9 protein-coding genes are annotated in these 6,792 nt (G+C 30.2%); all 9 read left to right on the forward strand.

The window, feature by feature from the left end:
• Positions 1 to 385 precede the first annotated feature (385 nt).
• Entirely contained in the window at positions 386 to 802 is a 417-nt protein-coding gene (locus PF569_07965; protein MDA3856166.1) for a hypothetical protein, read from the forward strand.
• A gap of 1 nt (position 803) precedes the next feature.
• Positions 804 to 1,733: a hypothetical protein gene (locus PF569_07970; protein ID MDA3856167.1), complete on the forward strand. Its 930-nt coding sequence runs from the start codon at positions 804 to 806 to the stop codon at positions 1,731 to 1,733.
• A gap of 24 nt (positions 1,734 to 1,757) precedes the next feature.
• The gene (locus PF569_07975) at positions 1,758 to 3,230 is read left to right on the forward strand and encodes a hypothetical protein (GenBank protein ID MDA3856168.1); all 1,473 of its coding nucleotides are present in this window, start codon (positions 1,758 to 1,760) and stop codon (positions 3,228 to 3,230) included.
• Positions 3,231 to 3,246: 16 nt separating this feature from the next.
• Complete coding sequence (locus PF569_07980) at positions 3,247 to 3,525, forward strand: hypothetical protein (GenBank protein ID MDA3856169.1); 279 nt, start codon at positions 3,247 to 3,249, stop codon at positions 3,523 to 3,525.
• Position 3,526: 1 nt separating this feature from the next.
• Entirely contained in the window at positions 3,527 to 4,123 is a 597-nt protein-coding gene (locus tag PF569_07985; protein MDA3856170.1) for a hypothetical protein, read from the forward strand.
• A 3-nt stretch (positions 4,124 to 4,126) separates the two neighbouring features.
• The gene (locus PF569_07990; GenBank protein ID MDA3856171.1) at positions 4,127 to 5,461 is read left to right on the forward strand and encodes a hypothetical protein; all 1,335 of its coding nucleotides are present in this window, start codon (positions 4,127 to 4,129) and stop codon (positions 5,459 to 5,461) included.
• Positions 5,451 to 6,008 (forward strand): hypothetical protein, encoded by a 558-nt coding sequence (locus tag PF569_07995; GenBank protein ID MDA3856172.1) that lies wholly within the window; start codon positions 5,451 to 5,453, stop codon positions 6,006 to 6,008. Before PF569_07990 ends, PF569_07995 begins: the two co-directional genes overlap by 11 nt.
• A 1-nt stretch (position 6,009) precedes the next feature.
• On the forward strand, positions 6,010 to 6,537 hold the full coding sequence (locus tag PF569_08000) for a hypothetical protein (GenBank protein ID MDA3856173.1): 528 nt from the start codon (positions 6,010 to 6,012) through the stop codon (positions 6,535 to 6,537).
• A 24-nt stretch (positions 6,538 to 6,561) separates the two neighbouring features.
• A partial coding sequence (locus tag PF569_08005) for a hypothetical protein (GenBank protein MDA3856174.1) occupies positions 6,562 to 6,792 on the forward strand: 231 nt, incomplete at its 3' end.

The raw sequence follows: 6,792 nt of genomic DNA on the forward strand, positions 1-6,792 counted from the left end.
CCTTTTTTTATATTTAAGTTTTCACTTACTTCTTTTGGAATTTTAATCATATTCTGTCTTCCGTCATTCAAAATACTAACGTCTTTAATTAATCTTGTATCAATATCCTCTTTTAATAACTGTTTAATTTTAGACTTGTCCATTTTAGTACTATAAATTATTAATTTATACTAATTTTAGTACTAATTAGTTTATAAACTTATGTTATTACTACTATAAATAGTACGATTTATAATATAAAATAAAGTTTTATAAATAACGATAGGCCCGGATTTATATAGTAAATCGTACGAAATATCTTAACATATAAATAACCCCTACATTTGTTACAAGCCTTTAACATTTCAATTATCATTTAATCAATTAATTCTAAATATTATTTACTATGGTAAATGAACCTAAATTTTACAAAGTAAGAGACATAGCAGTTTTATCTGCTATTCCTATTATTTCAGGATTACTAGTAGTGTTTGTTCAATTTCTGATTAATTCACTTTCAGATTTGACTTTAAACTTACTACCTAAATCTCTTGAAGCCTATACATGGTCTCAAGATTTCTTAGATATTCCTGCATTAGGATTTATGGGTATGGTTTGTGCGTTAATCGTTGCCTATTTCTCAACAGACAAGAACGCATTTGACAACATTAAACAAATGTTGGTAGGTATGGTTATTGGTTTAATCGTAACAGTAGTATTTGCTATTTTAGAACTTTTCTCTATGGGAGAGTATGTTGTAGTAGCCTTAATTTTAGAAGTAGCTATTTTACTAATTTATGCAATAGTGAGGTGGTTTGATTAAAATGAAAAAAAATAAATTAAAAATTTCAAAGAGAATTTTTAGTCATTCTTTGTCAACTTCGTTGAAAAAGAATAAAAAAGCAAAAGGGGGCTTTGCTATAATTGCCTTTAGTGTTATGGCAATATTGATTTTGCTAGGTGGGATTGGATATGTCTTAACTCAAGATGCAAACGGCGTTTATAAAAGTGCAATTGATGGAGATTTAAGAGTTAAGGCTCTTGATGTTTATCAGTACATAGACTCTATTGATGATGTAGTTGAAGCAAATAATATCATTCTTCAAATTGAAAATCTAAATGAAGATAGAGATTATAATTTGAAAATAATTTATGAGGCTTGGGGTCAAAATAAAACTTTAAATGTTGAAGTTATAGGTGGAAAGACTGAGCTTGTAAAAGTGCCAGACTTATTTTCTGCAAGTGATGTGAATAGTATTGATGTTCATTCAAAGGTTGTAGAAGTTAAAAATGGTGATGAAGTAGTTGCATCATTTGACTATAAACTAAATGTTGGAAAAGTTACAGTTGATAGAACTAATGCAAAAGTAAGAGTACCAGAATTAGTTATTGCTGAGACAACTTCTGACTCAATGTTATTATGGTATGATATTGAAGACAATTTAACACTTGCTGACATTACTGCTATTGAATCAAATAACTCATTAGTCACTATTACCAATATTGAACATGAGGTAGGCAGTCTTGTAGATAATAGTTGGGTTAAAGTAATCCTGAATTATGATGTTAAAGGCTCTGTCTTTGAAGATGAATATTCAGAAGATGGATTTGGCGTAAATTTGGAGGTAAGTTATGATGGTATTAACACTACTACTAATTTTGAAGTTGTTGAAGATATTGTAAAGACAAGTTCATTATCAGATTTAGCAAGTCTGCAAACAATAAGCTATGAGGAGATTAGTTCTGTGAATTAATCCTTTTTTTTGAGGTAATTAAAAATGCAAAAAAATAGTAAAATCATTATTGGAAGTTTAGCCATACTTTGCCTGTTCTTAGGTTTAGGTTGGGCATATCAAGGAGGATATGTTACTAGTGTAGGAATTTTTGATGATGAAGATGAACTTCAAGCAAAGGAATCAAGTTTTTGGGCGAGTTATATTAATAGATTTAATTTTGATGGAACTGAATTTGTACAAAATATCGCTCTTGCTGTTCCTGTGCCTGAAAAATTACAGTATGATAAGAATTATCTTTTAGGAACTTTAACCTTTAAGCATAATGAGACAAAGTCAAAAGTAATTTATGTTGATACTCCAATAAGAGTTGATATAGTAAATGATGAGGGAATATTTTTTTACACAAAAGAGATTCTTGATAATTTCACTACAAGACATAAGTTTCACGCTTTGCCAAATGTAGAGTATAATATTGAATACCAAATTAATAATATTAATGAGTTTGTTGATGAGTCTGGAGATGTAATTTTCATATTGAGAAATTCAGAAGAAACAAAAAAGTATGATGTAGTGACTCACTTTAAAAGTCCTTTGACTGATTATAAAACTCCTTTAAGAGTTGGTTTTAAAGCTGTTAATCTTGATAATAGTTTTTATTATAAGGAAATAATAAGTGATGAAATAAAAATTCAACTTAAAGATAGAAAGGTAGGTAATATTGCCTTGATTGATACTTTGGGGAGAATTTATGATTATGGTGACTCTATTGGTATTTGGTATATGAAAGCTAGGGCTGAAAATAAAGAACTTTATGCAAGAGTTTATGTCTCGGGTGAAACTGAAATTAAGATTATTGGAAACAGTGTTCATGTTGGCGACCAAATATTTTATTTAGCTTCAACTTCTATTGGTAAGACTATTTGGTTTGGTGGAGTTCAAAATGATGAAATTAAAGTTTTTAGTAGGTATGATTTTGGTGCAGGTATAGATTTGGCTCGTTATCATTATAGTTATTGGAATCAATTATGTGTACCTGCTGGATATTTACACGCCAATACTTATGTCAGAGGTGGTTATGAAGACCGTTTATGGTATATTCAAAGTAATAAGTGGCAATATTATAGTAGCAGTAGATATACTATAAATTCTGTAACTTGTGACACTCCTGCCTTTGAGAATGATGCTGAGCAAGTTCTTTATACTAATTTAATGTATGAGCCTTATATGTTAGATGCAAGTAAAGAGATTGTAGTTAATCATACTGTTAGTGAAATTAAAGTTGATTTGGGCGAGATAATTAAAACTATTGAGTTTGTAACAGATGAAAATAATGTGACTAGATTCACATTACTTGATGAGATTAAACTTAAAGAGTTTGAGCCTTTTGAACTGAATTTAATTGTTGATGGTAAAGGTGCGGTAATTCCTATTTATTATGACCCGTTAAGAAAGCATGAAGATTTATGGGTTATGTTTGATAGAGAAGTATTGAGACTTAGTGAGGCTATAAATTAGTTGAGGTAATTGTAATATGTTGGAATTAATAATTGCAGGATTAGTAATGATAGGTTTGGGGGTAGGTATAAGACTTATTCCTTTTGTAGGTAGTTTTGATTTTGCTAAAATTATCTCAAACTGGCTTATCGTAATTCCAATTTTAGCAATAGGAATCATCTCACTTTGGGAAGTAATTACAGAGACAATAATGTATATTTTAGTTGATTTAATATTCTTAATTTTTGAATATTGGTATGTGACTGCATTTATACTTTTTATTGTCTTTTTGATATGGAGAATTAGAAAAAATTAAAATGGGATTTTCAATAATGGAGATTTGGGAATATTTGAAAGCTGATGCTGACCATGATAGACAATTAAAAGCTGGACTTAATGTTATAATTCGTTTTTTCATAGTTGGTATTTTAAGCTTATTTGAATATACTGGATATTTGGATTATGAGGGAGCTGATAGGATTATTACACTAGCAACAAGCCTTACAGTTTTTCTTGCTGCTAAAGACTTTCTTGTAGTTATTGCACCTGTATTTAAGATTATAAATCCGATTTATAATTTAATTGTTGAGACATTTTTATTAATTTCAATTATCCCTTTATCTGTAATTTTTAACATAAATGAACATTCAAGAAACTTAACTAAAATTGACCCTGCATTTTTGGTTGCTTTGGCTTTGATTTTAATTGTTGGTGCTTTACTCAATTGGGGTATTGCATTTTATGAGGCGAATAAAGGAAAAAAAGTTGAGTACGCTAAATATGTAATTTTTCATAACGCATTAATTTTAGTTCAGGCATTTATGTTATTGTTTATAGGTTTGGAGTATATTAATCCAATTGCTTTTTCAGATTTTTATCAAGAAATGTTTCTATACTATTTTGGAGGATATTAAATAATGGCAGAAGATAAACTAGGAGATTATACGAATGTTGTAAAGAAAAGACCTTTTTGGAGTGCGTGGATAGGTGAAACGACAAACAATAAAGCGTCTCGAAATACAGTACAAAAGCAAGACCTACAAGAAGAGATTAAATCTTTAGAAGGTATTGAAGAGGAAGCTAAAACACATGAAGTCAAAACAATGATTAGGAATATTAGTCCTGTTGGTATGGCTTATAATGTTGGATCTGAATTGAAGAGAAGTTATAATGAAGGAGATTTGACTAATGATAATATTTTAGAAAAGTCTATGATAGCATTAAATCCTCGTTTAGCTGGAAATGAAAGAGCTAATGATTTATTAAATCAAGAAGTTGGTTCAATGGTTAATGAGGTAAGGGATACTTCAAAGGTTTTAAGAGATTTACAAACAACAAATCCTAAATTAGTAAATTACGCAAATATTGAATGGGAGAATAATGTGAAAAGTAATGATCCATTTATGGAGTTTGCCTTAAAAAATAAGATTGCTAATATTGAAGGTGATGTTGTTAAAATTGATGGGAGTAGAATTTCAGAAATGGATAAACTGCAATCTCAAATGTCTCTAAAAGACCAGGAAAAGTTTTCTATTTGGAAAGCTAGTTATGGAGAGGAGCGAAGACTTAGAGACGGCATGAAAAGAACTGCTATTAATCCTAATCTTAGTCCTGATGACCCGCTTAATTTTAGGGCTGTGGCAGAGTCTCCAGTTGTAACTGATTTGAATGATAGGGATAGAGCTTTTCTTAATGATGATTGGGAAAAGGGAGCAGACAATCATAAAAGTATTGCTGACAATAACCGTGAGAAATACAAAGAGCCTGACAATTTTGTTTATGATGATGGCAAGGCTGTAAGTTTTAAAAAAATTGATGACAAGACAGAAGAGGAGATTTGGAATAAGACTGATGATGGCGTTGGCATTGAACAGTTTGGAGATGGCAAGGAAAATCCTTTAGGGCTTAGTGCAACTAGGGCATCTTCGGGTGTTGGTATTGCTCTTAATGGAATTGCTGTTTGGCTTCAAGAATGGTGGATTGCTATTGCAGGTATTGTTATACTTTTAGGTGTGTTAGGATATTGGTTATATATTGAAAATCAAAAGAAAACTAAAAAAGCTCAAAACACTAAAACAAAGAAATCTAGCACAAAAAAGAGAAGAAAGAAACGGAAGTCAAGAAAAGGCAAAAAGTCTCCTGATTCTAAGCCTAACAGTCCAATAAACTTAACTGTTAATGTTAATGATTATGAAACTTCGAGTCTAAATGAAAAAACATTAGTTAAGGAGGTAATTGAAAGTGGCAATTAAAGAATTGAAGATGACTAAAACACCTATTAAGAAAAGTAATAGTGATTATGAGAAAAAGGCTAGTTCTGAAAGGAGTTCTTTAAATCGTGGTTTGAGAAGTATCAAAGGAGATACTACTCAAATCAAAAGAGATACTTCTTTGCTTAAGCAAGATACAGCAGTAATCAAAGCTCAAAATACTCTTACACATGAAGGGATTCAAACTGCAACAGAGAATCAAATTAAATTATTTAGTTTGAACAATAAAACGCTTATGAGTGTTGGTGCAGTAGGTTCTGCGGTTGGTGGTTTGGCGATAGCTCTTGATGAGGGTTTAAAAGATATTTTAGTTGTTCAAATTGCAATAGGTGTTCTCTTAACATTAGGATTAGTTGGAATGGGTTTTTATATTAATGAGAGATTAAAGAAACAAGAAATAGTGCAGTTAAAGATAGCTGAAAAATTGGGAATTGATACAGGAAATAAAAAGCCTATTGATGAGCCAGTTTCATATATGCCTAATGAGATTACAAATCCACAGGCAGAACCAATAAGTGAGGTAAAATAAAATGAATAATAATATTAAACAAGAAGAAGTAAAGTTTGATGAGGCTCTAGGTATTAATTACACTAGTGGGAAAGTTTTGAAGAAGAATGTAAATTTCGTTTTTCCAAATGGAACAAATTTTGAAACTAACATATTATCGGGAGTTAGGTCTAAGAAAATTAATAAGTCTTTATTTTCAACTAACCTAAGTTCTAATTTTAAAAATTTCACAGAGGTTAAAGTTAGTCCTGCTTTGAAGATGGGGAAGAAAAGGTATAGCAAAGGTTTTCTTATTTCAACAGATAAAGGAAGAACTTTGTTTTTGCCAACAGAGACTAAAAATCAAATTGAGGCAAAATGGAAGCGTTTTACAAATGGCAGAATAATCCAAAAAGGAGACCATCAAACTGGCATAATGAGAGACCCTTATTTGGATGGACATAGACAAGCTTTGCCTCCAGGTAAAAGGAGTTCAAGAAATGGCAAGGAATATTCTGAATATAGGAAGAATAGAAGTGATTTAATTCATAATAAATATGGAGATTTTTAGATCTCTTTAATTTTTTATTTTAAAATGGAGCTTGATAAAATTTATTTAATGGATTGTTTAGACGGAATTGAAGAAATGAAAGAGAATAATATAATTCCTAATCTTATTGTTTGTGACCCGCCTTATGAATTTGAAGCTCAAGGGGGAGGGATAAACAAAAAAAGAACATTACAATTAAATATTAGAGAGAATAATCTTAATAAATTTGCTTTTGATAAGTTTATTCCTAAAATTTTAGATTTACAAGGTAAGAAT

Source organism: Candidatus Woesearchaeota archaeon, from assembly GCA_027858315.1.
In the GTDB taxonomy this organism is placed as follows: Archaea; Nanobdellota; Nanobdellia; order Woesearchaeales; family UBA583; genus UBA583.

Excerpts from the sequence above, each read along its gene's own strand:
- PF569_07985 (MDA3856170.1), top strand. The coding sequence starts at position 3,527 with ATGGGATTTTCAATAATGGAGATTTGGGAATATTTGAAAGCTGATGCT.
- PF569_07980 (MDA3856169.1), top strand. The coding sequence starts at position 3,247 with ATGTTGGAATTAATAATTGCAGGATTAGTAATGATAGGTTTGGGGGTA.
- PF569_07975 (MDA3856168.1), top strand. The coding sequence starts at position 1,758 with ATGCAAAAAAATAGTAAAATCATTATTGGAAGTTTAGCCATACTTTGC.
- PF569_07990 (MDA3856171.1), top strand. The coding sequence starts at position 4,127 with ATGGCAGAAGATAAACTAGGAGATTATACGAATGTTGTAAAGAAAAGA.
- PF569_07965 (MDA3856166.1), top strand. The coding sequence starts at position 386 with ATGGTAAATGAACCTAAATTTTACAAAGTAAGAGACATAGCAGTTTTA.
- PF569_08000 (MDA3856173.1), top strand. The coding sequence starts at position 6,010 with ATGAATAATAATATTAAACAAGAAGAAGTAAAGTTTGATGAGGCTCTA.
- PF569_07970 (MDA3856167.1), top strand. The coding sequence starts at position 804 with ATGAAAAAAAATAAATTAAAAATTTCAAAGAGAATTTTTAGTCATTCT.